This is a genomic window from Mammaliicoccus fleurettii (genome assembly GCF_003970575.1).
GTDB lineage: Bacteria > Bacillota > Bacilli > Staphylococcales > Staphylococcaceae > Mammaliicoccus > Mammaliicoccus fleurettii.
Genome location: NZ_RXWZ01000080.1, coordinates 12,812 through 38,340 on the forward strand (window position 1 = coordinate 12,812; position 25,529 = coordinate 38,340).

General features: G+C 31.4%; 29 protein-coding genes. 21 read left to right on the forward strand and 8 right to left on the reverse strand.

From position 1 onward, the window contains the following. Nucleotides 1-3 precede the first annotated feature (3 nt). The 8 genes from gatB to CD129_RS06925 all read left to right on the forward strand — a co-directional run bounded on the left by gatB (nucleotide 4) and on the right by CD129_RS06925 (nucleotide 9,233). Nucleotides 4-1,431 carry an Asp-tRNA(Asn)/Glu-tRNA(Gln) amidotransferase subunit GatB gene (gatB, locus tag CD129_RS06890; RefSeq protein ID WP_078358248.1) on the forward strand — a complete coding sequence of 476 codons (1,428 nt, stop codon included), beginning with the start codon at nucleotides 4-6 and terminating at the stop codon, nucleotides 1,429-1,431. 486 nt (nucleotides 1,432-1,917) lie between these two features. Then, complete coding sequence (locus tag CD129_RS06895) at nucleotides 1,918-3,378, forward strand: helicase HerA-like domain-containing protein (RefSeq protein WP_115337272.1); 1,461 nt, start codon at nucleotides 1,918-1,920, stop codon at nucleotides 3,376-3,378. A gap of 71 nt (nucleotides 3,379-3,449) precedes the next feature. After that, nucleotides 3,450-4,415: a diacylglycerol kinase gene (locus CD129_RS06900; protein WP_078358251.1), complete on the forward strand. Its 966-nt coding sequence runs from the start codon at nucleotides 3,450-3,452 to the stop codon at nucleotides 4,413-4,415. Between the two features lie 60 nt (nucleotides 4,416-4,475). Beyond that, nucleotides 4,476-5,849: a 23S rRNA (uracil(1939)-C(5))-methyltransferase RlmD gene (gene rlmD / locus CD129_RS06905; protein WP_078358261.1), complete on the forward strand. Its 1,374-nt coding sequence runs from the start codon at nucleotides 4,476-4,478 to the stop codon at nucleotides 5,847-5,849. Between the two features lie 131 nt (nucleotides 5,850-5,980). Continuing rightward, nucleotides 5,981-7,117, forward strand: coding sequence for a PQQ-dependent sugar dehydrogenase (locus tag CD129_RS06910; protein WP_115337273.1), 1,137 nt, complete (start codon nucleotides 5,981-5,983; stop codon nucleotides 7,115-7,117). Nucleotides 7,118-7,216: 99 nt separating this feature from the next. Next, nucleotides 7,217-7,762: a DUF3267 domain-containing protein gene (locus CD129_RS06915; RefSeq protein ID WP_115337274.1), complete on the forward strand. Its 546-nt coding sequence runs from the start codon at nucleotides 7,217-7,219 to the stop codon at nucleotides 7,760-7,762. A 69-nt stretch (nucleotides 7,763-7,831) separates the two neighbouring features. Then, a complete protein-coding gene (gene dinB / locus CD129_RS06920; protein WP_078358257.1) occupies nucleotides 7,832-8,899 on the forward strand; it encodes a DNA polymerase IV in 1,068 nt (355 codons plus the stop codon). Nucleotides 8,900-9,017: 118 nt separating this feature from the next. Continuing rightward, a complete protein-coding gene (locus CD129_RS06925; protein ID WP_078358259.1) occupies nucleotides 9,018-9,233 on the forward strand; it encodes a hypothetical protein in 216 nt (71 codons plus the stop codon). A gap of 44 nt (nucleotides 9,234-9,277) precedes the next feature. Here CD129_RS06925 and CD129_RS06930 read toward each other — a convergent pair whose 3' ends face one another. Both CD129_RS06930 and CD129_RS06935 read right to left on the reverse strand, forming a co-directional pair. Next, the gene (locus CD129_RS06930; protein WP_078358260.1) at nucleotides 9,278-9,832 is read right to left on the reverse strand and encodes a 3'-5' exonuclease; all 555 of its coding nucleotides are present in this window, start codon (nucleotides 9,830-9,832) and stop codon (nucleotides 9,278-9,280) included. A gap of 689 nt (nucleotides 9,833-10,521) precedes the next feature. After that, nucleotides 10,522-11,028: a ferritin gene (locus CD129_RS06935; RefSeq protein ID WP_078358494.1), complete on the reverse strand. Its 507-nt coding sequence runs from the start codon at nucleotides 11,026-11,028 to the stop codon at nucleotides 10,522-10,524. Between the two features lie 147 nt (nucleotides 11,029-11,175). Here CD129_RS06935 and murT point away from each other — a divergent pair, with 147 nt between their 5' ends. Next, nucleotides 11,176-12,486 (forward strand): lipid II isoglutaminyl synthase subunit MurT, encoded by a 1,311-nt coding sequence (gene murT, locus CD129_RS06940; RefSeq protein WP_078358495.1) that lies wholly within the window; start codon nucleotides 11,176-11,178, stop codon nucleotides 12,484-12,486. Next, nucleotides 12,486-13,208 carry a lipid II isoglutaminyl synthase subunit GatD gene (gene gatD, locus CD129_RS06945; RefSeq protein ID WP_115337275.1) on the forward strand — a complete coding sequence of 241 codons (723 nt, stop codon included), beginning with the start codon at nucleotides 12,486-12,488 and terminating at the stop codon, nucleotides 13,206-13,208. Before murT ends, gatD begins: the two co-directional genes overlap by 1 nt. Before the next feature lie 110 nt (nucleotides 13,209-13,318). On the opposite strand, the gene CD129_RS06950 is transcribed toward gatD, so the two are convergent. Beyond that, nucleotides 13,319-14,314, reverse strand: a complete 996-nt coding sequence (locus CD129_RS06950; protein WP_078358497.1) for an FUSC family protein — start codon at nucleotides 14,312-14,314, stop codon at nucleotides 13,319-13,321. A 98-nt stretch (nucleotides 14,315-14,412) separates the two neighbouring features. On the opposite strand from CD129_RS06950, the gene map reads away from it, so the two are divergent. The 5 genes from map (at nucleotide 14,413) to CD129_RS06975 (ending at nucleotide 18,157) form a co-directional block, all read left to right on the forward strand. Then, entirely contained in the window at nucleotides 14,413-15,168 is a 756-nt protein-coding gene (gene map / locus CD129_RS06955) for a type I methionyl aminopeptidase (protein WP_078358498.1), read from the forward strand. Nucleotides 15,169-15,382: 214 nt separating this feature from the next. Beyond that, entirely contained in the window at nucleotides 15,383-15,772 is a 390-nt protein-coding gene (locus tag CD129_RS06960) for a hypothetical protein (protein ID WP_078358499.1), read from the forward strand. Between the two features lie 15 nt (nucleotides 15,773-15,787). After that, nucleotides 15,788-16,498 (forward strand): cell wall-active antibiotics response protein LiaF, encoded by a 711-nt coding sequence (liaF, locus tag CD129_RS06965; protein WP_078358500.1) that lies wholly within the window; start codon nucleotides 15,788-15,790, stop codon nucleotides 16,496-16,498. Further along, nucleotides 16,495-17,538, forward strand: a complete 1,044-nt coding sequence (locus tag CD129_RS06970; RefSeq protein WP_078358501.1) for a sensor histidine kinase — start codon at nucleotides 16,495-16,497, stop codon at nucleotides 17,536-17,538. The genes liaF and CD129_RS06970 overlap by 4 nt, the downstream gene beginning before the upstream one ends. Continuing rightward, on the forward strand, nucleotides 17,528-18,157 hold the full coding sequence (locus CD129_RS06975; RefSeq protein ID WP_078358502.1) for a response regulator transcription factor: 630 nt from the start codon (nucleotides 17,528-17,530) through the stop codon (nucleotides 18,155-18,157). The genes CD129_RS06970 and CD129_RS06975 overlap by 11 nt, the downstream gene beginning before the upstream one ends. Before the next feature lie 175 nt (nucleotides 18,158-18,332). Here CD129_RS06975 and CD129_RS06980 read toward each other — a convergent pair whose 3' ends face one another. The 4 genes from CD129_RS06980 to CD129_RS06995 form a co-directional block, all read right to left on the reverse strand. After that, nucleotides 18,333-18,902: a beta-class carbonic anhydrase gene (locus CD129_RS06980; RefSeq protein ID WP_107509732.1), complete on the reverse strand. Its 570-nt coding sequence runs from the start codon at nucleotides 18,900-18,902 to the stop codon at nucleotides 18,333-18,335. Next, entirely contained in the window at nucleotides 18,886-19,953 is a 1,068-nt protein-coding gene (locus CD129_RS06985; protein WP_115337276.1) for a YihY/virulence factor BrkB family protein, read from the reverse strand. The genes CD129_RS06980 and CD129_RS06985 overlap by 17 nt, the downstream gene beginning before the upstream one ends. 72 nt (nucleotides 19,954-20,025) lie before the next feature. Continuing rightward, a complete protein-coding gene (locus CD129_RS06990) occupies nucleotides 20,026-20,325 on the reverse strand; it encodes a YtxH domain-containing protein (RefSeq protein ID WP_078358505.1) in 300 nt (99 codons plus the stop codon). 161 nt (nucleotides 20,326-20,486) lie between these two features. Next, on the reverse strand, nucleotides 20,487-20,852 hold the full coding sequence (locus CD129_RS06995; RefSeq protein ID WP_078358506.1) for a PH domain-containing protein: 366 nt from the start codon (nucleotides 20,850-20,852) through the stop codon (nucleotides 20,487-20,489). A 137-nt stretch (nucleotides 20,853-20,989) separates the two neighbouring features. Here CD129_RS06995 and CD129_RS07000 point away from each other — a divergent pair, with 137 nt between their 5' ends. The 4 genes from CD129_RS07000 (at nucleotide 20,990) to CD129_RS07015 (ending at nucleotide 23,305) form a co-directional block, all read left to right on the forward strand. Next, a complete protein-coding gene (locus CD129_RS07000; protein ID WP_078358507.1) occupies nucleotides 20,990-21,193 on the forward strand; it encodes a DUF1128 family protein in 204 nt (67 codons plus the stop codon). 19 nt (nucleotides 21,194-21,212) lie between these two features. Next, nucleotides 21,213-22,442, forward strand: coding sequence for an aminopeptidase (locus CD129_RS07005; RefSeq protein ID WP_115337277.1), 1,230 nt, complete (start codon nucleotides 21,213-21,215; stop codon nucleotides 22,440-22,442). An 81-nt stretch (nucleotides 22,443-22,523) separates the two neighbouring features. Further along, a complete protein-coding gene (locus tag CD129_RS07010; RefSeq protein WP_078358509.1) occupies nucleotides 22,524-22,703 on the forward strand; it encodes a hypothetical protein in 180 nt (59 codons plus the stop codon). A gap of 107 nt (nucleotides 22,704-22,810) precedes the next feature. Then, the gene (locus CD129_RS07015; RefSeq protein ID WP_078358513.1) at nucleotides 22,811-23,305 is read left to right on the forward strand and encodes an acyl-CoA thioesterase; all 495 of its coding nucleotides are present in this window, start codon (nucleotides 22,811-22,813) and stop codon (nucleotides 23,303-23,305) included. An 87-nt stretch (nucleotides 23,306-23,392) separates the two neighbouring features. Here the strand turns inward: CD129_RS07015 and yfkAB are convergent, their stop codons facing one another. Further along, nucleotides 23,393-24,520 (reverse strand): radical SAM/CxCxxxxC motif protein YfkAB, encoded by a 1,128-nt coding sequence (gene yfkAB / locus CD129_RS07020; RefSeq protein WP_078358510.1) that lies wholly within the window; start codon nucleotides 24,518-24,520, stop codon nucleotides 23,393-23,395. A gap of 137 nt (nucleotides 24,521-24,657) precedes the next feature. Between yfkAB and CD129_RS13185 the strand changes: the two genes are divergently transcribed. After that, on the forward strand, nucleotides 24,658-24,819 hold the full coding sequence (locus tag CD129_RS13185; RefSeq protein WP_088369017.1) for an SE1561 family protein: 162 nt from the start codon (nucleotides 24,658-24,660) through the stop codon (nucleotides 24,817-24,819). Between the two features lie 132 nt (nucleotides 24,820-24,951). Further along, nucleotides 24,952-25,467, forward strand: a complete 516-nt coding sequence (locus CD129_RS07025; RefSeq protein WP_078358511.1) for a type 1 glutamine amidotransferase domain-containing protein — start codon at nucleotides 24,952-24,954, stop codon at nucleotides 25,465-25,467. Nucleotides 25,468-25,529 lie beyond the last annotated feature (62 nt).

Sequence of the window (25,529 nt, forward strand, 5' to 3'; positions counted from 1 at the left end):
TGAATGCATTTTGAAACAATAATCGGCTTAGAAGTACACGTCGAACTAAAAACAGAATCAAAAATGTTTTCACCATCACCAGCTCATTTTGGTGCGGAACCTAATACAAATACAAACGTAATTGACTTAGCATATCCAGGTGTCTTACCAGTAGTTAACAAGACTGCTGTGGACTGGGCTATGCGTGCAGCAATGGCATTAAACATGGACATTGCTAAAGAATCTAAATTCGATAGAAAAAACTATTTCTATCCAGATAATCCAAAAGCTTACCAAATTTCTCAATTCGATCAACCAATCGGCGAAAATGGTTGGATTGATATTGAAGTAGACGGAGAAACAAAACGTATCGGTATTACGCGTTTACACATGGAAGAAGATGCGGGTAAACTATCACATAAAGATGGTTACTCATTAGTGGATTTAAACCGTCAAGGTACGCCATTAATTGAAATCGTATCAGAACCAGATATTCGTTCACCTAAGGAAGCTTATGCTTATTTAGAAAAATTACGTGCAATCATTCAATATACAGGCGTTTCTGACTGTAAAATGGAAGAAGGATCTTTACGTTGTGATGCAAATATATCATTACGTCCATATGGTCAAGAAGAGTTCGGTACTAAAGCAGAGCTTAAGAACTTAAACTCATTTAACTATGTACGTAAAGGTTTAGAACATGAAGAAAAACGCCAAGCAGAAGTATTATTAGCAGGCGGAGAAATTTTACAAGAAACACGTCGTTTTAACGAATCAACTGGAGAAACAATTTTAATGCGTATAAAAGAAGGTTCAGATGATTATCGTTACTTCCCAGAACCAGACTTAGTACCATTATATGTTGATGATGAATGGAAAGAGCGTGTTCGTAAGACAATTCCTGACTTACCAGACGTACGTAAAGAACGTTACGTAAATGATTTAGGATTGCCAGCATATGATGCTCATGTATTAACATTAACTAAAGAAATGTCAGATTTCTTTGAAGAAGCTATTAAACATGGCGCAGATGTTAAATTAACTTCTAACTGGTTAATGGGTGGAGTAAATGAATACTTAAACAAAAATCAAATAGAATTAAATGATACTGCACTTACACCTGAAAACTTAGCAGGAATGATTAAGCTAATAGAAGACGGTACAATGAGTAGTAAAATCGCTAAAAAAGTATTCCCAGAATTAGCACAAAATGGTGGAGACGCTCATCAAATTATGAAAGACAAAGGTCTTGTTCAAATTTCAGACGAAGCGACATTATTAGGATTTGTTACTGAAGCTTTAGATAACAATCCACAATCAGTAGAAGACTTTAAAAATGGTAAAGGTAAAGCAATGGGCTTCTTAGTTGGTCAAATTATGAAAATTTCAAAAGGACAAGCTAACCCACAAGTTGTTAACCAAATACTAAAATCAGAATTAGAAAAAAGATAAATATAAAGATATAAGTTAGAATTGAGAGACTTATATTAATTAACGCTCATTCATTAGCTAAACCTAATGAATGAGCGTTTTTTTATCGTGTAAGGGACAAAATTCTGAGAAATGTTCGTAAGAGGGGCTGTCACTAAGGAGCATAATTCAGAATTCTGCCAGTTAGCGCAATCTAAGGAGCATAATTCGGAATTCTGCCAGTAAGAACAATCTAAGGAGCATAATTCGGAATTCTGCTAGTAAGAACAGTCTAAGAAGCACAATTCAGAATTCTGCCAGTAAGAGCATTCTAAAAAGCATAATTCGGAATTCTGCCAGTAAGAACATTCTAAGGAACACAATTCAGAATTCTGCCAGTAAGAACAACCTATTTACGCTCTATTATTTGCTGAAAATAACTTTCTTCATTTATGTTATTGCTTGCATGGTCGTTGAGTTAAAGTACAATGGTAATAAATCATATTGATAATGGAGGACTGACTGCACATGACACAATTAAAAATTGCTAAAAATGAAAATGAAGTTAATTTAGAATTAAGTCAAGCTAATAGACATGGTTTAATTGCTGGTGCTACTGGTACTGGGAAGACAATTACTTTAAAAGTTTTGGCTGAGCAATTCTCAAAAGCTGGTGTTCCTGTTTTTATGTCTGATATTAAAGGGGATATTTCTAGCATAGCTGAATCTGGTTCTATCAATGATAAAATTCAAGAACGACTAGACTTATTAAAGCTTGATGATTATAGCAATAATGCGTATCCTGTAACTTTATTTGATATTTTTCAAAAAAATGGTGTTCCTGTAAGAACAACTATTACAGAAATGGGTCCTCTTTTAATTGGTAAATTATTAGACTTGAACAATACTCAGCTTGGTGTTTTAGATATTGTATTTAAAGTTGCTGATGAGAGTGGACTATTACTAATTGATATGAAAGACTTTAAAGCACTCTTAAAAGAAATAAATGCTAATAGGGCCGAGTATGCTGAAAAGTACGGAAATATTTCTTCTGCTTCTATAGGTGCGATTCAACGTTCGTTGTTAAGATTAGAATCTGAAGGTGCAGAAACTTTCTTTGGTGAACCAGCTCTAGAGTTAGAAGATTTTATTAAATTTGATGAGTCTGGTAAAGGTATGATTAACGTATTAGACGCATCTGTCTTATATCAAAAGCCAAAATTATATGCTACATTCTTATTGTGGTTATTATCTGAATTATTCGAGAGTCTACCTGAAGTTGGAGATCCTGAAAAGCCTAAAATTGTGTTCTTCTTTGATGAAGCTCATTTATTATTTAATGATAGTTCCAAGGAACTTATTGAAAAAGTTGAACAAGTTGTACGATTAATTCGTTCTAAAGGTGTAGGGATTTATTTTGTAACTCAAAATCCAATTGATATACCTGAATCTGTTCTCGGACAACTTGGTAACAGAGTTCAACATGCATTAAGAAGTTATACACCTAAAGACCAAAAAGCAATTAAAAGTGCAGCACAAACATTCAGACAAAATGAAAATTTTGATACAGCTCAAGTGATTGGAGAATTAAAAACTGGTGAAGCTCTTATTTCATTCTTAAATGAAGAAGGACAACCAAATATAGTTGAACGTGCATTTATCCGTCCTCCAGAAAGTAAAATTGGTGTAATTGATGAACATGTCAAAAAAGACCTTATAAATAATTCGCCATTGAACGAAACTTATAAAGAAACATTTGATCGAGAAAGTGCTTTTGAAATGCTGCAGAAAAAAATAGAAAAGCAACCAGAAACATCTGAAGAAAGTAAAAGTTCTAAGAAAACTAAAAATACACAAAAAGACTCAGAACCAAAGAAAAAAGAGAAGTCTTCTCAATTCCAAAAAGAAACATCAAAACTACTTTCTACGGTAGGGAGACAAATTGGAAGAGAAATTGTGAGAAATATTTTTGGAACAAAAAGACGCTAATCATTTTTTACTTTCTTATATTTAACATTTGCTTTAATATAAAGATATAAGAAAATACAAGAGGGATCACAATGAAGAAAAAAGCTAGGATCATTTATAACCCAACATCAGGACGAGAAGTATTTAAAAGGGCATTACCTGATGTGTTAATTAAATTAGAACAAGCTGGATACGAGACAAGTGCACATGCTACGACAAGTGCTGGTGATGCAACAAATGCAGCTAGAGAAGCTTTAAAGTACGATTATGATGTTATCATTGCAGCTGGTGGGGATGGTACATTAAATGAAGTGATTAATGGAATAGCAGAAGCTAAAAAACGTCCTAAATTAGGATTAATTCCTATGGGTACTGTAAACGATTTTGGTAGAGCGCTACTTATACCGAATAGTATTATGGAAGCCGTTGACACGATTATTAAAGGTGATTTAGTTCCAGTTGATGTAGGTAAAATGAATAATCGTTATTTTATAAACATTGCTGGTGGCGGAAAAATTACAGAAGTATCATATGAAGCACCAAGTAAACTTAAAACGATGGTAGGTCCATTAGCCTATTATATTAAAGGTTTAGAGATGTTACCTCAAATTAAAGCGACAGATATTCGCATTGAATATGATGGAAATGTATTTCAAGGTGAAGCAATGATGTTCTTAATTGGTCTAACAAATTCTATCGGAGGATTTGAAAAGCTTGTACCTGATGCAGATATTAATGATGGGAATTTCACATTGCTCATTTTAGAAAAAGTGAACATTGCTGAACTAGGTCATATTATGACGCTTGCTTCAAGAGGTGATCATATCAATCACCCTAAAGTTCATTATTCAAAAGCTAAAACAATAAACGTTTCATCATTTGAACAAATTCAATTAAATGTTGATGGAGAATTTGGTGGCGTATTACCTGCTAATTTCTTGAACTTAAAACAACATATAGAAGTATTCTCTAAACTTGAAAGAGTGAAGAGAGAACATGGTATTGAAACGGTAGAAAAAGAACGAGAAAGATTACACGAAGAACTAACAGAAGAATAAATACAGGGGGACATTATTTTGTCCCTTTTTTCTATGTTTAACGTGAAAGAAGGAGTTATTATGGCAGGTATAGTTAATAAAAACGAAATATACACAGGACAAGTGATCGATTTTACACATGAAGGACATGGTGTTGTTAAATTTGATCGTTATCCTATTTTCGTACCAAATGCAATAAAAGATGAAACGATTGAATTTAAAGTTATTAAAGTAAAAAAGCAATTCGCTATCGGTAAATTAATAACAATTAAAGAAGCATCTGAAAAAAGAATTGAACCACCCTGTGAGTATTATAGCGTGTGTGGAGGATGCCAACTTCAACATTTGAGCTATAGAGCACAATTAGAAATGAAAAAAGAACAAGTTGTAAACTTATTTAAACGTAAATCAAACTTTGAAGATACGGTTATTCATGAAACAATCGGAATGGAAAATCCATGGCAATATCGAAATAAATCACAAATACCAGTGGGTAAGAATGAACAAGGCGAAATTGAGTTAGGTTTCTATAGACAGAGAAGCCATGATATCGTAAATATTGACCATTGTATGATACAAGATGAAAAACATGATCAAATTATGATTAAACTTAAAGCTTTATTAGAGCAAATTAATATAAGCATTTATAATGAGCGAAAACATAAAGGTGAGTTAAGACATATCATATTGAGAAGCGGATATTATACTGGAGAAACAATGGTTATATTTGTAACAAACAGCAAACAATTAAGCCATAAAAACAAAATTATAGAATATATCACGTCAGAATTTGATAATGTTGTAAGTATTAAACATAATATAAACTTAGAAAAATCAAACGTTATAATGGGTAATACGTCACATACATTGTATGGACAAGACACGATTTCTGACAAACTCTCAGAATTTCAGTTTAAAATATCTGACTCTTCTTTCTATCAAATCAATCCAGTACAAACAGAGAAATTATATAACAAAGCTTTAGAATATGCACAATTAGATGGAGAAGAAACAGTTATAGATGCATATTGCGGAATCGGGACAATAGGATCTTATATGTCACCAAAAGCTAAACATGTTTACGGCGTTGAAGTTGTAGAGCAAGCTATAGAAAATGCGAAAGAAAATGCAGAAATCAATCATATAGATAATGCGACATGGGAAGCAGGAAAAGCAGAAGAAATCATTTTAAAATGGCAAAAAGAAGGTATAAAGCCAGAAGTCGTAATGGTCGATCCACCAAGAAAAGGATGCGATCAAACATTTATTGAAACTTTAATAGAACTTTCACCTAAGAGAATTGTGTATATATCATGTAATCCAGCAACACAAGTAAGAGATGTAGAGATATTAAAAGGAAGTGGTTATCAATTAAAAGAAATCACACCTGTAGATATGTTTCCACATACTACACATGTAGAGACAGTTGCTTTAATAGAAAAAATAACTGATTAAACAGCTAGCCATTATTACTAATATAATGAGAAGAGGCAGAGACAATTAATTTGTTTCTGCCTCTTCTTTTTGAGCTATTTTATTGTATGAATGCGCATACATCTGTATAAATAAATTAAGGAGGGTTGTTTATGAAGAACGTATTAATGAGTGCCATATCGGTCTGTTTTTTATTGTCTGCTTGTGGTAGTGATTCTAGTAAAGATGCTAGTGAGAAGACTGAAGAAACAAATAACCAAACCCAAAATAATGCAACTAAACAACAGGGTGAATCGGATAATCAAAAAGATAGCAAGGAAACTAAAGGTGTTGAAACAGTGGTTGATAACTTAGATACGCCATGGAGTATTGCGAAGACTAGTGATACTTTTTATTTAACTGAGCGTCCTGGCAAGATTGTTAAGATTAAAGGGGATAAGAAGATAGAACAGAAAGTGAACTTAGAAGAAGATGTATCAACTGCTGCTGAGGCTGGTCTATTAGGTTTAGTTCTTGCACCAGATTTTGAGAATTCTAATGAAGCTTACGCGTATTATACGTATGAAAATAATGATGGACAGTTCAATCGCATCGTGAAGTTGAAACTAGACGGTGATACATGGAATGAAGAAGCATTATTGTTAGATGATATTCCAAGTGGTCAATATCATCATGGAGGAAGACTGAAAATTGGACCTGATAATAAGTTATATGCAACAACCGGTGATGCTTCTGATGAACAAAATGCACAAGATAAAATTTCACTAGGTGGAAAAATTTTAAGATTGAATCTTGATGGTAGTAAACCAAGTGATAATGCATTTTCTAATTCTTATGTTTATAGTTATGGTCATAGGAATCCACAAGGCATGGTTTGGACTTCAGATGATAAGATGTATGCGAGTGAACATGGTAATCAAGCGAATGATGAAATTAATGAAATTACAAAAGGACATAATTATGGATGGCCAGTAATTGAAGGTAATGAAGAAAAATCTAATATGGAATCTCCATTATTCACTTCAGGATCAGATGATACTTGGGCTCCATCAGGTCTTGCTTATCATGATGGGATAATTTATTCTGCTGCTTTACGTGGTGAAGGTATAATGAAGTTTGATATAAATAATAACAAAATGAATAAAGTTGCTTCTGATTATGGAAGAATTAGAGATGTTTATATCGTAAATAATGAAATATATTTCATTAGTAATAATTCCGATGGTAGAGGAAACCCTTCAGGTAATGACGATAAATTGTATAAAGTATCTTTAAGTCAATTGAAATAATAAAATGACATAAATTGTGTAATGATTAGTAATAACGGCATTTATATTTTATAATAAGCATGTAAAGATTATTAAGAATTGGTTTCATGGGGGAGTTAGATGCTTAAAATTGACTTAATTAACAACGTTTCTATTTTAAAAAGATTAGCGTTATTACAGTTTGTTCTATTTCTTTCACTAATACTAATTAGTTTTAAAGTTATAGCAAATGTTGTATATGTTTATGATGAGGGGTTTTTAAGGAATATCGTAACCGGGATAATTAGTTTAATTGTATTAGTATTTGTACATGAATTGATTCACGGTATTTGCTTTAAATTATTTAATCCTTCTTCTAAAGTTAAATATGGTTATATGAATGGTATGTTTTTTGCGACAATGCCTCATGCTATATTTAATAGGAAGCAGTTTTATATTATTTTGCTAGCACCTTTTGTCATAATAAGTTTAGCTTTACTTGTCTCTTTATTATGGCTACAAGTATCTTCTATCATTTATATCTTTTCTTTTCATGGTGCAGCTTGTATAGGGGATTTCTATATGGTTCAAATTATTTATAGTAATAAACAGATGAAATACGTTGAAGATACTGAAGTAGGAATTAATCTATTTTCAGAGAACAAAGACTTACAATCAACAAGTTAATAGAAATTTTGATATAATATATAGGAATTTGGGCAACCAACTTCCTATTTTTTTGTAGAGGTGTATACAATGGAACGGCGAATAATTCATATCGATATGGATGCTTTCTTTGCTCAAGTGGAAGTGAGGGATAATCCAACATTAAAAGGTAAACCAGTCATTATAGGTGGACGAGCTTCTGGTAGAGGTGTGGTTTCAACAGCTAGTTATGAAGCTAGAAAATTTGGTGTACATTCTGCAATGCCAATGGCTCAAGCACATAAACTATGTCCTGATGGTTACTATGTTCGTCCAAGGTTAAATCATTATAGAGAAGTTTCGAATGACATCATGGCTATCTTTAAGAGTTATACAGATATCGTTGAGCCATTATCATTAGATGAAGCATATTTAGATGTTACAGAGCTCGTTAGAAGAGACTTACCAGCTTCAATGATCGCACAGTATATCCAAAGAGATATTTACGATAAGACGCATCTTACATCATCTGCAGGTGTATCTTATAATAAATTTTTAGCAAAACTCGCCAGTGGAATGAATAAACCGAGTGGAAGAACAGTCATAGATTATGAAAATGCACACGATTTATTGATGTCATTACCTATAGGAGATTTTGCAGGTATTGGAAAAGTAACCGAAGAAAAAATGAAAGAAAAAGGTATCCATACTGGGAAAGACTTATATCAATATAATCAAATGGAAATGATTCAGCTATTTGGAAAAAGAGGCGTCAGTTTTTATAATAAAGTGCGTGGTATTGATCACTCTCATGTTAAACCTACAAGAATTAGGAAATCAATCGGAAGAGAAACAACCTTTGAAACAGACCAAAATGATGATGATTTCATATTAAACACTATACGTCAGTTAAGTGGAGAAGTTGCTAATAGAGCAGATAGACATGAATTAGCCGGAAGAACAATTACAGTTAAGTTAAAAACACACGACTTTGAAACACTTTCTAAACAAACTAGTAGCAATACACCAGTATACGATGAAGTGGAAATATATAATATCGCATATGATTTGTATAATTCTCTTAAAGATACCGACATAGCTATCCGCTTAGTTGGTGTATCCATTGGGAATTTAGTTTCTAGAACTTACCGTAATTTAACGATATATGATTTCATATAAACACTTAACTTGATATTTAATTTTATCCTTAGTATTCTAATATAAGTTATGAACGAGTTTCATTTAAAAGAAAAAAGGGTATTATTTAATACTTACAAATAAGAAGGTAGAGATTGATATGAAATTTAAATTTTCAATTATAGCGATTACAGTGTTATTGATTATATTATTTATTAAAAGCTCCATTGATACAGGTACATTTGATGTAATAAAATTACTAGGAATTGTTGCAATTGCAATATTGTTATTCTGGTTAGATAAAAAACTAGAAAGACCTGTTAACAAAGCAAGCTTGAGAAGAGATTTAAAAAAAGAATTTCAACACAAAGAATAATATTGAAAAACAGTGAAGAAATATAACATTTCTTCACTGTTTTTTTATACATATTTTTTATCAGATAATGATTTGCCATATATACTTAGGACTGAATCTAAATCTGGGTAATGTTTTAAGAGTCGGTACGTTATGATCGCACATGCTTTTGCATCATTTAAGGCATGGTGATGTCCTTTAAAATCAATATTATAGTACGACATCATAGGTGCCAAGCCATATCGGGGGTTGTTTATAGTTTTTCTTGCTAATATACATGAACAAAAATAAGTTAAATCAGGAATCTCAATATCAAGTTTCATGAGTGATTTAAACAATACATTCATATCAAATTTAGCATTATGAGCAACGACTGGTAAATCACCGATAAAGTCCATCATATATGGAAAGACAATATCAAATGTAGGTGAATTAGTTACGTCTGAAGGTTTGATTTTATGAATTTTAATATTCATACTAGAAAAATAATCTTCAGGATTCACTAAAGTATAAAAATTTTCCGTAATTTGATGATCAACTACTTTAACCATACCTACAGAACATATACTTTCGGGACTACCGTTAGCAGTTTCAAAATCTAGTGCTACGAATGAAGACATTTCATCACTTCCTTTAGAACGTAATTATAATCATATAAGGACATAAAGTAAATCATGATGAATTATAAATATAAGGTGTTAAAAGTTGATTGAATGACCGTAAGTGAGTGTGTGTAAGGGACATAATTCCGAGAAATGTCCGTAAGAGGTAGTGTAAGGGACAAAATTCTGAGAAATGTCCGTAAGAGGTGCTGTAAGGGACAAAATTCTGAGAAATATCCGTAAGAGTGGTTGTAAGGGACATAATTCCGAGAAATGTCCGTAAGAGATAATGTCTAAGGAGCACAATTCAGAATACTGCCAGTTAGCGCAATCTAAGGAGCACAATTCAGAATTCTGCCAGTTAGAACTTTCTAAGGAGCACAATTCGGAATTCTGCTAGTTAGCGCAATCTAAGGAGCACAATTCAGAATACTGCCAGTTAGCGCAATCTAAGGAGCACAATTCGGAATTCTGCTAGTTAGCGCAATCTAAGGAGCACAATTCGGAATTCTGCTAGTTAGCGCATTCTAAGGAGCACAATTCGGAATTCTGCCAGTAAGCCCCACAACCAAGCCCCGCAACCAACCCTCACAACCAACCCTCACAACCAACCCTCACAACCAACTCCACCCTCATTTTCCACACAAAAACCTAGCTAGGACAATTAATTTGTCCTAGCTAGGTTATATAATTCTAAATAATCAATTTTATTCAGAGCCTTCATCAAAGCTACGTGATGCTAGTTCTTTTTCATATATAAATAGTGCGTTGTTGTCTTCTTGAATTCTTTCTAAGTAATCAATATGCGTTTCAAACATTGATTCTTCTTCAACTTGTTCATCTAAGAACCAATTTAAGAATGAAATTGTAGCAAAGTCTTTTTCATCTTTAGCAATTTCAGATAAATTATAGAAACGACGTGTTACATCTTGTTCTTGTGCTAAACCATCTTTAAATGTTTCTAATAAAGAATTGAATTCTGTTTTTGGAGCATCTAATGATGTGAAGATAGCTTTTTCACCACGATCATTAATATAGTTATATATTTTCATGCCATGGAAACGTTCTTCTTTAGCTTGTTGAATATAGAAGTTTGCAAATCCATCGTAACTCTTGTCTGCACAATAAGCTGCCATTGCCATATATGCATGTGCTGCGTAAAATTCATGATTTAATTGATTGTTTAAAGCATCTAGAATATTTTTTGATAACATAAAATATCTTCCCTTCTATAATGAAAATCTATTACATCTTTATTATACAATAACAACAATTGGAAACCAACGAATTAACATAGTGAAACTCTTTTTTTAAAGCTTTTGAACGTGGTATAATAATGTGACAGAATAAGGAGGTAACGTATGAAGAAGTATGTTGCGAAAAATGTAGCGAAACTTGCGCGTTATGCAAGTAGAAAAGTAGGTAAACAGGGTACGGATCTTCCGGGACAATTAGCACGTAAAATAGACCCACTTATTTTAAGAAAGTTAGCTAATGATGTAGATGAAATCGTGATGATCAGTGGTACGAACGGAAAGACTACAACTTCTAACTTAATCGGTTATACATTAAAGAAGAATAATATCGATATTATACATAATACTGAAGGTGCCAATATGGCCGCGGGTATTACTTCAAGTTTTATTGTGCAATCTAATAAAAATACTAAAATTGCAATAATTGAAATAGATGAAGGTTCAATTCCAAGAGTGTTAAAAGAAATGACACCTACAATGATGGTTGTAACAAACTTCTTTAGAGATCAAATGGATAGATTTGGTGAGATTGATACGATGGTTGATAATATTGCTAATTCTATTAAAGATAAAGGTATTAAATTATTACTAAATGCAGATGATCCTTTTGTTAGTAGATTGAAAATAGCTAGTGATGATATTGTTTATTATGGCATGCAAAAGGGCATTCATGACTTTGAGCAAAGTACGATGGTTGAAAGTAAATATTGCCCGAATTGTGGACGCTTATTAAATTATAGTCATGTCCATTACAATCAAATAGGTCATTATACATGTGAATGTGGATTTAACAGAGCAACGCCTCAGTATGAAGTAACTTCGTTTAAACAAGAACCTTTTATACATGTTGGTCTAAATGATGCACATTTTGATATGAAAATAGCAGGTGATTTCAATGTGTTTAACGTTATTGCTGCCTATACAGTATTAAGAGAATTAGGACTTAATGATCAATCTATCAAAACTGGGTTTGAATCTTATACATCAGATAATGGTCGTATGCAATATTATAGAAATAATAAAAAAGAAGCATTAATTAACTTAGCTAAAAATCCAGCAGGACTAAATGCTAGTCTATCTGTAGGTGAGCAAGTTGACGGTGAAAAAGTTTATTTAATTAGTTTAAATGATAACGGCGCTGATGGTAGAGATATTTCTTGGATTTATGACGCTGATTTTGAAAAATTATCTAGACAAAATATTAAAGCAATTATTTGCACAGGACAAAGAGCTGAAGAGTTAGCTTTAAGATTAAAATATGCAGAAGTCAATGCAGACGTTATAATTGAAAATTCAATAGAAAAAGCAACTGAACTTTCAATGACTTATTCGCAATTTACAGTTGCGATACCTAACTATACATCATTGGCACCAATGCATAGGACGTTAAATAAATCCTTTAAGGAGGAAGCATAATGTTACCTATAAAGATATTTCATTTTATGCCGGATAAATTAAATTTATATGGAGATATAGGCAATATTATTGCACTTAAACAACGTGCAAAATGGCGCGATATTGAAGTTCAAGTAGTAGATATAACAGATACTGAGAATTTGAACTTAGATGATTGTGATATCTTCTTTATTGGTGGAGGTAGCGATAGAGAGCAAAGTCTTGCTACAGAACAATTAAAGAAAATTAAAACACAACTTAAAAATGCTATAGAAGACGGTATGCCAACTTTAACGATTTGTGGAGGTTATCAATTTTTAGGTTCAGAATATGTAACACCAGATGGTACAAGATTAGAAGGATTAAATATTCTTGATATATACTCAGAATCTAAGAAAGATCGTTTAATAGGAGATATTGTAATTGAATCAGAAACGTTTGGACAAATCGTAGGATTTGAAAATCATGGTGGAAGAACATATCACGAATATCCAACATTAGGTAGAGTAGTTGATGGATTTGGAAATAATGATAATGACAAACGTGAAGGCATTCACTATAAAAATCTATTAGGTACATATTTACATGGGCCGATTTTACCAAAGAACCATGAAATTACAGATTACTTATTAAAACAAGCATGTATTCGTAAAGGACTAGAGTTTAAACCTGAACAATTAGACAATACTGTTGAAGAAGCTGCTAAACAAGCTATCATTAAAAGGTTGTTGAAAGCTAAATAGCAGAAGTAGAACATAATATAAACAACCTCCCAATCGAGATGATTGGGAGGTTGTTTATATTTCTAATGATTAAGATTAGTAAACAAATTCATTAGAGTGCATTTTGAATATTATTTAGATATTTTAGAATATCTATCATTCAATATTTTATTGATCATCAATAGCTCATAAATGACATGACTTTTAATTTGATTTTCGTCAAATTCATCAAGACCTTTCACACTATTTTTAAGTGTTGATGCTGCTTTTTTCTGTTTCATAAATTCATTGGTTGATTCTAGGTGTTCATACGATTTTAAGAAATTCGAGAGTGCTATACGCTCTTTTTCTGTAAAAATAATATGAGTGTTCTCAGGTAAATAAATTAAATTTAATAAATGTGCATTAAGTAAACGATTTGTATGATATTTCATTTCAACTTTTCTTATGTGCGATTTTGATTCTTTCTTTGTTCGATGATAATCATATTCTTCTTTTTGATATTTAATGAGCTGTTCAATTTTAGTAGCTGACTGTTGCAACGTTGTCATATTTTTCATAGAAGTAGCAGATTCATATTCACCAAGTAAAAGTTCTTTAAGTCTGTTTATGTATATCTTTAATATTTTATTATCCATTTCACTATTAATACTTTCAATTTGATAAATATATTTAGGAGGTAAAATAATAAAATTAACGATACCTGCAGTAGCAAGCCCAATAGTGGTAGTTGCTAATCGAGAAACAAAGTTATAAACAAATGCTTCATGAATAACAGGTACCATAGCAACTGCAGTAATAGCAGCCACTAACATACCATCCATTAATTTAAGTTGATAGCATATTAAAATAGTTACAGTAGCTGCTAATGAATAACTTAAAGGCGATTCACCAAAGAAATATGTACTAATGACAGCAATGAATGCACCAAGTATAGAAGCGGGAAAACGTACATAAGCTTTTTTTAAAGAAGCTTTAGCTGTAGGTTCTATTGTTACGATAGAAGTAATTACAGCAAATATAGGGTTTAAACTTAAAGACATACAAATTAATGCAGTTAAAAATGTAGCCAATCCTGTTTTAATAATTCTTGCACCGATAATTCGAGATAACCAATTTTCCTTCATACACAAAACTCCGAAATCATTTTTTTATAGTATAACATGCATTTTCTGATATAATTAAAAACGACAAAAAAATTTTAAAAAGAAAGAACGGGATTTAAATGATAATTCAAAACAATGAAGAACTTGAAGGCCTAAAAGAAATAGGCAAAATATGTGCAATAATTCGTGATGAGTTGAAAGCAGCAACTAAACCCGGCATAACTACTAAAGAAATAGATAACATTGCAAAGGAAAGATTTGAAGAATTAGAAGCTGAATCAGCTCCTATTGCAGAATATGATTTTCCAGGGTATACATGTATAAGCGTAAACGAAGAGGTAGCACATGGTATTCCAGGTAAACGTGTAATACAAGAAGGTGATTTAGTTAACATCGATGTATCAGCACGTAAGAATGGTTACTATGCTGATACAGGCATCTCATTTGTTGTAGGTGAAGCGGATGATCCTAAGAAACAATTAGTTGTTGATGTAGCTGCAATGGCGTTTGAAGAAGCTATGAAAAAAGTTAAACCTGGTTCTAAGTTATCTCAAATTGGTAGAGCGGTTAATTCTACAGCACGTAAACATGGCTTAAAAGTCATCAAAAACTTAACTGGACATGGTGTAGGTTTATCTTTACATGACTCACCACAACACGTCATGAATTATTTTGACCCATTAGAAAAACAATTACTAAAAGAAGGAATGGTTCTTGCAGTAGAGCCTTTTATATCTTCTAATGCAACAATTGTAAGTGATGGAAAAAATGATTGGGCATTTGAAACGAAAGATAAAAGTTATGTAGCTCAAATTGAGCACACAATTGTCGTTACTAAAGATGGTCCATTATTATTAACTAAACTAGAAGATTAATATTAGAGGCTGGGACAATTAATTTGTCTCAGCCTCTAATTAATATATTGGCAGTAGATGACTGGGACGACGAAATCTTTTTTATGAAATTAGATTTCTGTCATAATCTCTTTTCTAAGACTAAGGACCGATTGTAATTTCGTCCCTAGGTCCATTTTGAAATATTGAATAACATTTTATAATAGAGTTTAATCTGACAGAAGTAGGTGATTCTATGTTTAATGTTGTTTCAAATCAATTAAAACAACTCATTCTTGTTTCTTATTATGAAAGTTTAGATACATGCGCTAAGCATTTAGATGTTAAAATAAAAGCTATGAAGCAATATATAAGTTATTTAGAACAGAAAAAATGTCAATTAAGTAAATTAATTGATAATTATACTTTAGAATTAGACAATAAGTATATGGATAAAATAGAAGACTTTAAAATTACTTGTGCTAAAAAACTTGAAGACTATGATTTACAATTTTTGCAAAAACAAATTAACATGTTAGAAAGTGAATTAGCTAAAATAGAAGAAGCAATTAAATGTACTTTAGACCAAATAGCTAATACGATTGCAGAACGTTCTATGCTTACACAAATGAATTCACTTCTCTAAGATTGGGGTGGTAAGTTGAAGAATAAATTTATATCAACAGAATTGTTAATTATACTCACTGTATTAATTCTGTTGTCGAACATTTACTATATTTTCTTTGAAAAAATAGGATTATTACTTGTCGTAGTAATGGGGATTATTTTTATTTATGTAGGTTATTTATATTTTCATAAATTACGAGGATTAATTATATTTTGGATTGGCGCTATATTATTAATTTATGCCTTACTTTCTAATCCATATATGCTTGCCATTTTATTTTTATCACTCATTTTTTTAGTAGTAAGATATATTATATATCGAAAAAAACCGCTAAAAGTGGAACATGTAGAAAATACATCCAATGAAAATATAAATGAATCATTTATAAAACAGAGATGGTTTTCACCACAAAAAACACCTCACTACATTTATAAATGGGAAGATATACAAATTCAACAAGCAATTGGAGATATAGAATTAGATTTATCATTAGCTGCTAATTTATCCGAGAATAATGTAATTGTTGTAAGACAATATATTGGTAAGACACAAATAATTGTACCTTATAATTATCATGTGAATGTCCATATAACAGCATTATTCAGCAGGTTGTATATGAATGATCAAGTTTATAGAGTAAGAAATGAGACTGTGCATTACGAAGAAAACAGTCATAAAAATACTTTTAAAGTTAATATTTTCTTCTCAACATTTATGGGTGATGTTGAGGTGATATTCCGATGAATAACTACACTAGAATAATTGGGTCAATGCTCATTCTTATATATACAATTGTCGGTATATTATTTTTCTTAGATCGTATATTTATTAATATCATATATTTTCAAGGTATATTTTACACACAAATTTTAGGTGTACCTGCATTTTTATTTATAAATATAGTTGTCATCCTGTTATGTATTATTATAGGTTCAGCTGTAGCTTATAAAATTAATCAGCAACATCATTGGATAAAAGAACAAATAGAAAGATCAATACAAGGTGAAATATTAGGCGTAAATAATCATGAAATAGATTTACACCAAGAAACATTGGAAATTTACCACACTTTGATACCACTGCATGAAGAGCTTTATACTTTGAGATTGAAGTCACAAAAAATTATAAATGAATCGTATCAAATGAAAGACTCAGTCGTAAAAAAAATTATAGAAGATGAAAGACAACGATTAGCAAGAGAGTTACATGATTCAGTGAGTCAGCAATTATTTGCTGCTAGTATGATGCTTTCTGCTATTAAATCTTCAAATCTTGATGAACCACTTTCCAAACAAGTTGATTTATTAGAAAAAATGATACAAGATTCTCAATTAGAGATGAGAGCCTTATTATTACACTTAAGACCATTAGGACTTAAAAATAAATCATTAGGTGAAGGAATAAAAGATTTAGTAATAGACTTAAAACAAAAAATCCCTATGAAAGTTGTCTATGACATAGAAGATATAGATATTGCAAAAGGTACAGAAGACCATCTTTTCAGAATTACACAAGAAGCAATTTCAAATACATTGCGTCATTCTAAAGGTTCAAAAGTCTCAATCGAGTTAATTGAAACGAGTGATTATGTTATATTACGTATACAAGATGACGGAATAGGATTTGATACGTCGAATAGAGATTCACAAAGTTATGGTCTAAATACAATGAACGAACGCGCATTAGAAATTGGAGCAACTCTAAATATTATTTCAATGCCTAAATCGGGAACACGTATTGAAGTTAAGGTACCAAATAATAAGGAGGAACAGTATGACAATTAAAGTATTATTCGTAGATGATCATGAGATGGTTCGTATAGGTATTTCCAGTTATTTATCTACTCAAGAAGATATATCAGTCATAGGGGAAGCTGCTTCTGGTAGAGAAGGCATTGAAAAAGCCGAACAACTCGAACCCGATGTTATTTTAATGGATTTAGTAATGGATGATATGAATGGTATTGAAGCTACAGAACATATAAAGAAAAACCAACCAAGAGTTAAAATTGTTATGCTAACTAGTTTCATTGAAGATAGTGAAGTGTACCAAGCTTTAGATGCAGGTGTAGATAGTTATATATTAAAGACAACTTCTGCAGATGACATTGCAAATGCAATACGTAAAACATACAACAAAGAATCAGTATTTGAACCAGAAGTTTTAGTGAAAATGCGTAATAGAATGAACCAAAAAGCAGAATTATTTGAAATGCTTACTGAGCGTGAAATGGAAATCTTGCTATTAATTGCAAAAGGGTATTCAAATCAAGAAATAGCAAGTGCATCTCATATTACAATTAAAACAGTAAAAACACATGTAAGTAATATACTTAGTAAGTTAGAAGTTCAAGATAGAACCCAAGCTGTTATTTATGCATTTCAACATAACTTAATATCATAGGAAACATAGGCTGGACAAATATACTATATATTTAAAAGAGCAGAAATTCATTGTTAAAATTGAATTTCTGCTCTTTTTCTTGTATAAGTTTTTACACTTCTTTTGACTTGTGTAAATATAGGCATCCTATAAGAAAAGAGGCTGAGACAAATTAAATTGTCTCAGCCTCTATGCATTATTTTGTGAATTCATATCCATTTTGAATGACTTCTAAATCACCATTGTGCGGATCAATTACGAATCCATGAATTGGAACGGATTGATCAAATAATGGATGGTTATAAACTTTTTGAATATTAGATTGTACGTTTTGTGTGACATCATCAAAGCCTCTTAAGAACTGTTGAATATCAATGCCAGAATGTTCTATCGTATTCAATGTATTATCGGTAACACCACGACTTTTCATAGTATCAATTACTGAATCAACATCTAAATTACCCATTCCACAATCTTTATGACCCATTATTATGATTTCTTCAGCACCAAGTGCATAAATCGCAACTAATAAACTACGCATTGTTGACCCATAGGGATGTGAAATTGTAGCTCCTGCATTTTTAACAACTTTCACATCACCATTTTTAAATCCTAATGCACGAGTAGATAGTTCTGTTAATCGAGTATCCATGCAAGTTAATAATACTGCTTTAGCGTTTGGTTTCTTTGTTGTAATAAAATTTTTGTATTCTTGGTTGGATACAAAAGTTTTGTTAAATTCTAATATATCATTCAATAGAGGCATTAGTCATTTCACCATTTTCTGTTAAGTTATTAAATGCTTGTTCTTCCGGTGACCCGTTCTTAAGCATTTTCTTTTGATGTAATACAGCATTAATTTCTGCACCTATAATTACGATTAATCCTGTTAGGAATAACCAAAGCATAAGTACAATAATACCACCGATACTACCGTATGTTTTTGAATAGTTCGCAAAGTTATTTACATATAATCCGAAAAGTGCACTTGAACCAAGCCACATAATTGTAGTGAAAGCTGCTCCAGGAATTACGGATAATACTTTAATTTTAATGTTAGGTGCTAACGCATAAAGTGTAACAAATACGATAAACGTAACTATTAGTGGTAGCACAACTTTTATTAAGCTAAAGACCCAACGTAGTTCAGATTCTAATCCTAAAGGACCAAATAATAAATTACCTATTTGTTGACCGAAGATAGGTAATGCAATAGCAATACCAAAGACTACCACCATGATAACTGTGAAGAATACACTCATGATTTTTAGAATAACTGCATTTCTCCCATCTTCAACATCATATGCAACATTGAATGCGTTCATCAAGGCAGTCATACCATTTGAGGCTGACCATAATGCTGCAATTAAACCAAATGAGAATAGTCCGCCACTCGCATTACTCATGACGTCATCAATTATTCCAGTTATAAGTGAAGCTGTATCTCCTGGTGCATTATCTGAAATCATTTTTGTGATAGTGTCAGGATCAACTTGGAATATTGGAATTAACGTCAAAATAAAAATAAGAGTAGGGAATAATGCAAGTAAGAAATAATAAGATAGTTGTGCTGCTAATCCAGTAGCATTATCTTTACCTATTCTATAAATTAATGTAGATAATATATTTCCATCTTTAGTGAACTTTGCTGGTTTATTAATTTTAGATACGAAAAATATTTGGTTATCTTTCTTAGCTGTTTTCGATTCAAATCTCTGTGGTGGAATATAATTTTCTTTTTTTATAGATTTCTTTTGTTCATCTTTAAAGTTTTTAGCTTGTTCTAAAAACTTTGAACTTGATTTATCATTTCCCATAAGAATTCTCCTAATTTAATATAATGTTAAAAAAGACTAGGATATTTGAATAAGCCTAGTCTTTACTATAAATTATGAATGATTTGGACCTGAGATTTGTCTTTCGTTCTTTTTCTCAATGAATGTATCTTTTGCATCCATAATTGATTGTTCTAATTCTGGATTTTTACGACGAATTTCTTCTATAACATCTTTCCAATATAGAACTTCATCTTTAATTTGATTTACTTTAGAAGGTTCTTTAGAGCTTTTACCTTCTTTAACGTTTTGAACTTGGTTAGATAATGATTGGCGTGTATTCTTATCAGCTAATGCGATAATTGCGCCAATAGTACCACCTATTAAAATAGCAGGAACTAATTTGTTTTGCATAATGTTTTTCCCCTTTCATATATATAACTTTAAAATTAACATTGACCTACATATCATATCATAAATATTTATTGATTTAGAGAATATAGGCACTAATACATTAAAATTATCACTAATCCTATTCATTCCCATAATTTCAAAGATGTAAACACAATTGTAAATTATAATAAAGCATTAGACAATAACTTTTCAAAAGGCATAATATCTAAGTTTCTACCGATTTTAATTTTGAAATGTCCAGCTCGCGTCCATAAAGTGATTTCACCGCTTAAATCGAGCAATTTACCAGCGTTCTCAGTAGACCACATGAGTATGATGTTATAAGGTATAGAGTATGTTTCAATTTTTTTACCTGTAATACCTTGTATATCACGTATAATGATTCGTTTATTAGTAAATACAGCTGTGTCTCTAAATGTTTTGAATGCACTATATGCTTGTTCACCATCAACAAGATATTGACTTATATTATCAGGTACAGCAACTTGTTCGAATAGAGTCCATGAAAGGATATCTTGTACTGCCATAATAAATCACTCCTAATGTACCGATTTGTATATATTGTATAAAAGTTTCATATTAATTGTAAAGCGAATATACGAGTTTGGTAGTTTTAATTGTAAGCACTTTTTGCTAAACTTAAATTTGAAAGGATGATAAAAAGATGACTGAATCAATTGAACAAATGGTAGATGATATAAAAGGCAAGTTAAGGCTCGTTAATACAAGCGTATTAAATAAAGATACGATTCCTGAAGAAAAGAAAGATGAATTAAAGGAAATACATACTATGGTCATGTCTAGAAAAAACATTTCAGCTAGTGAAATGACTGCAATTACTCAAGCATTAGGCGACCTTAGAAAATAATCAAAGGGTGGTAATACAAATGGGATTTGAAAAGCAATTGCAAAAATATGCAGAACTATTAGTAAAAGTCGGGTTGAATGTTCAGGAGAAAGAACCTGTATATATTCAAGCTTCAATCGATGCAAGTGAGTTTGTTCACTTAGTTGTTGAAGAAGCATATAAAGTAGGGGCATCAGACGTTAAAGTAAAATATAAAGACGATAGAATTTCACAATTGAAATATCAATATGAGTCAGAAGAATTTTTCGAAGACGTTAAACAATATGATATAGATGAAAGAATGGATTATTTAAATAGAAAAGCAGCATTTTTATCTATTATTTCATCAAGTCCTGATAGCTTAAAAGAAGCAGATCCTAAAAAGATAAGTAAAGCGATGGCTGCTTATGGAAAAGCCTTTAAAGATTATATGGTAGCAGTGCAAAGTGACCATATGAGTTGGTGTATTGCATCATACCCATCAGTAGGTTGGGCGAAAATGATGTTCCCAGAATTAGATGATCAAGAAGCGGTGAATAAACTTCTAGAAACAATTTTAAAAACTGTTCGAGTTGATCAAGAAGATCCTGTTAAAGCATGGGAAGAACATGATCGATTATTACATGAAAAAGCAAATTACTTAAATCAAAAGAAATATAAATCACTACACTACAAATCTGAAGGTACTGATTTAACGATTGAATTACCAACTGGACAATATTGGTCTGGTGCAAGTTCAATAAATTCTAAAGGTAATAGCTTCGTTGCTAATATGCCTACAGAAGAAGTATTTACTGCCCCACATAAAAGTGGTGTTAATGGGACTGTAAGCAATACCTTACCTTTAAGTTATTCTGGTAATATAATTGATGATTTTACATTAACTTTTAAAAATGGCGAAGTTGTAGATTACAAAGCTGGAGTAGGTGAAGAAATTTTAAAAAGTATTCTAGAGACTGATGAAGGTGCTAAAAGATTAGGTGAAGTAGCCCTTGTACCTGTAGATTCACCAATATCAAATATGAATACTTTATTCTATAATACGTTGTTTGATGAAAATGCATCTTGCCATATTGCGTTAGGTTCTGCATATGCGTTTTGTATTGAAGACGGCAAAGAAATGTCAGCAAAAGAGTTAGCAGAGAATGGACTAAATGACTCTACAACACATGTTGACTTCATGATAGGAAGTAAATCGTTATCTATAGATGGCGTATTAGAAAATGGTGTGAAAGAGCCAGTATTTAGAGATGGTAATTGGGCATTTTAATATATAGCCATTTAAGATTACATCATGTATAATATAGATAAATAAGGTCATTATAGTTAGTCATTCAAAGGAGGGGATATCATGAGTACACCAATGGAATGGAGTGTTATGATTGCATTTGTGTTCGCAATATTTACATTTGGCGGAGCATTAATGATGTATCTAGTTGTTACATTCGATAGTAAAGAATCTGTACGAATTGATACTGCTGAAGAAGCACTAGAAAAGAAAGTTTTTGATGATGAGGAACATTATCATTAAAATAAGTGTTGGTGAGGCTGGGACAAATTAATTGTCTCAGCCTCTAATTATTATTAGTAAATAAGTAAACAACAAGTGGGGTTATTAAATTGGAAGAAAAAAAAGCAATGAAAAAATCAAGAAGTGTTAAATCAATACAAATTTTTCCAGAAGATACAAATCATCATAATACAATGTTTGGTGGTAAATTAATGGCTGAAATTGATGAAATAGCTGCTATAGCTGCGATGAGACATAGTGGGAACTCAGTTGTTACAGCTTCTACAGATTCAGTTGATTTTTTACAACCAATTAGAACAGGTGAAGTACTTTCGTTAGTGTCATTCGTTACACACGCTGGAACATCTTCAATGGAAATATGTGTGAAAGTAATCAGTGAAGATAATATAAATCATAAAAAACATTTAGCAGCTTATAGCTTTTTAACATTTGTAGCTTTAGATAAAGAAGGTAAAAAAGCAAAAGTACCTGCTATTTATCCCGAATCAGAAGATGAGAAATGGTTTTATGAAAGCGCAAAAGAAAGAGTTAAACTACGTCATGAAAGAAGACATGAAAGTAAGAAAACGTTAGACTTTATGTCAACGAAGTTATATATCTAATATAGGACATAAAAAACGCTCAATCTGTTGAAATACTTTACAGATTGAGCGTTTTTTTTATGAAGTGATTTACACTTTCAATAATGGTTATTGATTCATTCTTAATTCATTTGCTTTAAAGTCTACATCTTTATAATACATATCTTTTACAAGTAAGTTAGGACCAAGGCATCTTACTTTAGGGCAATGGCAATTTAAAGATTTTGCTAAAGATGAATTCATCCATGTTTGATAAACATCTTCTAACTTATCTTGCTTAATATTTGCGATTGAACCTGTTTCATCTCCGAAATCTGTAACGATTACGTCACCTGAAAAAACATTAACGTTTAGACGGCTTCTTCCATCTGGATCATTTCTTAAGCTAACATTTTTTGCATCTTTTAATCTAGATAATAAATTTTGATCTGATTCATTCATAAAGCAAGGATAGAAAGGTAACGTACCAAATAACATCCAAGTATCTTCATTTCTAAAATCAAGTATTTCATGAATCGTTTCTTTCATCTCATCTAAACTCATAATATTTAATTGACTAGCAAAGTCTGATGGATACATTGGATGAATTTCATGTCTACTACACTTCATATCATGGACAATCTCGTTATGAATTTTATGTAAATATGGTTTTGTACTTTTATTTAACATCGTCTCAGCAGATACAAACATACCTTGCTCTGACAAAGTAGCTGAGTTTTGAATCATTTGTTCATAAAGTTTATATCTTGCTTTTAAAGGTGGTTTTTTATCCATAACGTGGAATCCAACTTCACTGAATTCATCAATTGTTCCCCAATTATGAGAAATATGCATAACGTCTATATATTCAGCAATTTCTAAATAACGATCTAACGGTAAAGTTAAGTTAGAGTTCATTTGCGTATATATACCTCTTTTATGAGCATATTTCAAAAGTGGTACGACGGTTTCTCTAATTGATTTTTTACTAAACATTGGCTCTCCGCCAGTTATAGAAATTGTCTTTAAATGAGGTACTTCATCTAATCTTTTTAAAATAAGTTCCATTGGTAAAGTATCTGGATCTCGTAATTGTAAAGTATATCCAACAGCACAGTGAGCACATCTCATATTGCATAGTGTTGTTGTAGTAAATTCTATATTGCTTAATTGCAATGAACCATGTTGATCTATATCATTGTAAGCTTCCCATGGATCATTTTGAATTGAGATAGGACTTTTTAAGTCGTATATCATGCTATATCCTTCTTTCTGAATTTTTTCCTATCTATGAGCGTACCACTTGTGAATAGATTTTCCAATACTGTTTTATGATTGTTTTTATACTTGTAATCATTCATAATAAAATTATTAAAAATAAAAGGAGTATTTAAATGAGTAAAAAAACATCACTCAATGAAATTAAACAAAGATTATCTGAATTTTTAGATGAGATGGAAGCAATGAACCCAGAAGATATGGAAGTGTCTGACGTTGATGAATGGATTGCTTTATTAGACGAACTAGAGAAAAAAGTACAATCTATGCATGATTAAATGCTAACTACTAATTACTTTTTTTAAAAAAAGGTATTTAAAATGATGAGTTGTATATAAAACATACGTTTAAAACTTTTCATAAGTGGTATACAAGTATTAGAATCATTATGAAAGGAAGAGATTGATATTATGAGTAAGAAAATAGCAGCAGTTGTAACTGACTTATTTGAAGATGTTGAATTAACGAGTCCACAAAAAGCATTAACAGACGCTGGACATGAAGTAGTCATTGTTGGTGAAGAAAAAGGAAAAGAAATCACTGGTAAAAAAGGCGAAAAAGTTAAAGTAGACTTAGGTATAGATGAAGTAAATGCTGCAGATTATGATGCAGTCTTAATTCCTGGCGGTTTCTCACCAGACTTATTACGTGGAGATGAACAAGGTCGTTTTGGTGAATTTGTTAAACATTTCGTACAAAATGAAAAACCATCATTCGCAATTTGCCACGGACCTCAATTATTAATAGATACTGATTTATTAGAAGGAAAAACTGTAACAAGTTTCTTATCAGTTCGTAAAGATCTACAAAATGCAGGTGCTAAAGTCGTTGACGAATCTGTAGTCGTTGACAAAGGTATCGTCACAAGTCGAACTCCAGATGACTTAGAAGACTTTAACCGCGAATCACTTGCATTGCTACAATAGATGCTTTTGATTGCCACTCACCTTTATGGTGGGTGGTTTTTTTGTATTTCATATTATATATT